The organism is Chamaesiphon sp. OTE_20_metabat_361 (assembly GCF_031364565.1).
Genome location: NZ_JANLWO010000187.1, coordinates 1 through 3974, shown reverse-complemented (window position 1 = coordinate 3974; position 3974 = coordinate 1). Strand labels below are relative to the sequence as shown.

The 3974-nt window shown below is 48.5% G+C and carries 2 protein-coding genes and 1 pseudogene; all 3 read left to right on the top strand.

Features of this window, described 5'->3' with window-relative positions; genetic code table 11:
• A partial coding sequence (locus tag RMO35_RS05255) for a TIGR03118 family protein (protein WP_309739077.1) occupies positions 1-1878 on the top strand: 1878 nt, incomplete at its 5' end.
• 827 nt (positions 1879-2705) lie between these two features.
• On the top strand, positions 2706-3338 hold the full coding sequence (locus tag RMO35_RS05250) for a Uma2 family endonuclease (RefSeq protein ID WP_309739076.1): 633 nt from the start codon (positions 2706-2708) through the stop codon (positions 3336-3338).
• Between the two features lie 130 nt (positions 3339-3468).
• Positions 3469-3974 (top strand): annotated as a pseudogene (locus RMO35_RS05245) (multidrug ABC transporter permease); the annotation flags it as partial.

Sequence of the window (3974 nt, the reverse complement as noted above, 5' to 3'; positions counted from 1 at the left end):
GGTCAGACTACCTTAGTTGCCAACAAAGCAGAATACAATCCCCAGATTCTGGAGCCTACATTCACTCATGGTTGGGGTCTTGCCCACCGTCCGTCAGGTGTCGGCGGGCATTTTTGGGTAATCGGGAATGGCTCGGGTATCTCCTACCAGTATGTCGGCGATGTCAATGGTAGTCCCTTGTTTCAAGACGAGATCGGCGAAATGACAGTCCCCGCTGGCCCCGATGGTGCCCAAGGCAGTCCCACCGGGACTGCATTCAACCAATCGACTAATTTTGTCATTACTCAAGACGCTCCAAATGGCCCGATTACCGCACCAGCAAAGTTTTTCTTTGCTTCAATTAATGGGACAATTTCCGCCTGGACAGAGCGGAAAAAGGCAGATGGTACATTTGATTGGCCCACTGAGTCTATTACAGTCATCGACGGCAATGCCGAAGCTAAAGGCGAATACAATAGCATTTACTTTGGCGTTGCCACGGACAAAGCTGGCAACTATCTCTATGCCGCTGACGTGAGTGACAATCACCGCATTCAAGTCTTCGATGGCAACTTCAAGGACGTCACCGCCAACCGATTCATCAACCCCTTTGACGGTGGGGATGGTCTGCAACTAGGCGAATTCGCACCATTTAATGTCCAAACCTTGACCAACAAGGACGGCAAAGAATCAGTGTTTGTCACCTATGCCACAGTACGAGAAGCTCCTCCCCCATCATCAGTGTTTTTTGCGGCACCAGCACCACCAGGCGCTCCGCCACCAGCTAGTAAACTTGCCGAGTTTGATACTGAGGGCAATCTCATTCGGGTCTGGGACGATGGTGGCTTGCTCCAGGCAGGTTATGGAGTGGCTTACGCACCAGATAATTTTGGCGGATTATCCAATACGCTCCTAGTCGGAAATTTTAATAGTGGTACCGTTGTCGCATTCGATCCCAACACCCACACCGCGATCGATTATCTCCGCGATGATACAGGTAAAGCACTTGTTGCGGACGGGATCTGGGGAATGCTGTTTGGTAATGGTGCAAGCTTAGGCGATACCGATTCGCTCTACTATGCCGCAGGGCCTAATAATGCCGCCGATGGCGTCTTTGGCCACATCCGCTGGGATAGTTCACAGCCGCTATTGCCCAAAGATGCACAGATTTCTGATTTTAAACAGATCGCTGACAAGTTGCTGACACAAGATCCCGCGATCTTCGGTGGCGATGGCGATGATGTCCTTTATAGCACCGCAGAATCGAGCTTTTTTGAAGCAGGTAAAGGCAACAATAACATTTATGGCGGCAAGGGCGATGGCGTTTTTGTAGCAGCAGATGGCAATAATAGTGCTTATGGTGGTGAGGGAGCAAATCTTTTCCATCTCGGCGACGGTAACAACACCATGTATGGCAAAAACGGGATCGGTATTTTCATAGCTGGCGATGGTAACAATACTATCTATGGTGGTACAGATCGCAATCTGTCCATTCTGGGTAATGGGAATAATACCCTCTACACTGGTAGCGGGAAAAATATCGTCATGACTGGTGACGGTAACAATAGTATTTATGCTAGCGACGATCGCGATTACATCTACACGGGTGCTGGAAATGATACCATCTATGCTGGTCAGGGCGATGATGTCATCAGTGCGGGAATTGGCAATGATGTTGTCCACATCGGCAGTGGTACCAATCTACTGATCTTAGATAAAGGCGAGGGTGCCGCAACAGTGTGGAATTTTAAAGCTAACGATTCGATTAGTCTTGGTGCCACTGCGAAGAAAACCGACTCGATTACTACCCAATTGTCTGGATTGGATACCCAAGTTTTTGCAGGCGGCGATTTACTGGCAACTTTGTTAAATACTCAAGGTAATATTCAGTTCGTCTAGGATTTTAACAAGGCAGAAATAGGCGTTTACCCCAGTAGAGAGTAAACGCCTATTTTTAGCGATCGCAGGTAGACTCGATCGGGCGAATCGGCATCGACCTAAAGGTGGGCATTGCTGAATTGGGGTATGAAGCAGAGATCTTGCCCTCACCCCCAACCCCTCTGTCTTGTCGTTGCTTGGTTGATTTTCATGGTCGGGAAACCCGACCGAAAATCAATCCGCTTTTTTATTCGGGGGGAACCCCCGAATAAAAACGCCGCTCCCAAACTTGGGAGCGATTCGCGCTCGTCGGGTTCCCCGACGGTTTGCGGATGCGCGCTCCTCGGGTTCCCCGAGGGTTTAGCGCACCAAGCAGCGAATCAAGACAGAGGGGAGCCAGAGCCAGCGGCGAGGGCGGGGTGAGGAAAACTTGAAGCTCGCCATCTACACAGCAACCCATGTGGGTCTCCCTCTCGTTGGGGGACTCAATCGCATGGAAACACATCGAACCAGATCCGGCGATGTGGGAGATCGCTGTCTCCCTCTTGTTGGGGGACTCGAGCGCATGGAAACTGTTATTAATCGTCGCTGGTGCAAGACCTGTCTGTATCTCCCTCTCGTTGGGGGACTCGATCGCATGAAAAGGATACATGTAATCATGGAGATGAAGATTGATGGTCTCCCTCTTGTTGGGGGACTCGATCGTCTGGAAACGTGCTAGCATCCTTTCCTCAGTATGAATCCACAATCCGTCTCCCTCTTGTTGTGGGACTCAATCGCATGGAAACTTCAAATAGAGAAAAACTAGAGCGCGATGGCGACTTGTAATTGTATTAGGATTCCTTACTATGCAACTCTTAGATAATAGTCCAGAAATCCAGACATCAACGCTGCTAGATGTGGGCGGTATTATTCTTCACTTAACTCACGAGCAGTTCGAGCAACTTTGTCAGAACAACCCAGACAAATCTCTAGAGCTAAACAAGAATGGAGAATTAGAAATCGTGGCACCAATTGGGGGAGAAAGTAGCAGAGCAGAATCAAAGCTCATTACTCGACTGACCAATTGGAGCGAACAAACTGGGTTAGGAGAAACTTTTAGTTCTTCTGGTGCTTTTATCTTACCCAACGGTGCAGAGCGATGCCCCGATGCTGCTTGGGTGGAGCTATCCCGATGGTCGGCTTTAACGCCCGAACAGCGTCAGAAATTCGTTCCTCTAGCTCCCGATTTTGTCATAGAACTACGCTCTGACACGGACAGGATGCCCAAGTTGCGGGAAAAAATGGAGGAGTATAGAGAAAATGGAGTGCGCTTAGGCTGGCTGATCGTTGGCGAAGCCTCTCTGAAAGAGAATCCGCAAAAGCAACAGGTGGAAATTTACCGTTTGGGGCGAGATGTAGAGATTTTGGAGGCTCCAAGCAGCCTAAATGGTGAGGATGTGCTACCTGGTTTTGTCCTGGATCTACGATCGATATTTTAGTTGTATTTTGTCTCCCTCTTGTTGAGATCGATCGTCTGGAAACGTTCACATACTCGATGAACATTGCGTTGATAATATTGTCTCCATCTCGCATGGGGACTCGATCGTCTGGAAACTTATAATTAGAGTTATGAAAAGATTATTTAAAGTCTCTCGATCGCTCTTAGTGACCTACTACGCCTATATGTTGGAATATCGGGCGGAATTGCTATTGTGGGCACTTTCTGGGTCATTACCGTTCATTCTGATGGGAGTGTGGACGCAAGCCGCCCAGCAGGGGGACTTTGGTTTATCTTCGATCGACTTTGCGCGCTATTTTCTGGCAGTTTATCTAGTTAGACAGCTTACTGTTGTCTGGGTAATCTGGGACTTCGAGCGGGAGATTGTCGATGGTAAGCTATCATTTCGCTTGTTACAACCATTAGATCCGGTCTGGCATCATATTTGGTCGCATATTGGCGAACGCTTTGCGAGATTACCGTTTATTTTTGGATTGGTTGCTTTATTTTTCTTGTTATATCCTAGTGCTTTTTGGGTGCCTAGTTTGGGTACGTTGGGCTTGTTTGCGATCGCGAGTTTTTGTGCGCTTGCCTTACAATTTTTGATTCAGTATACTTTGGCGATGTTTGCTTTCTG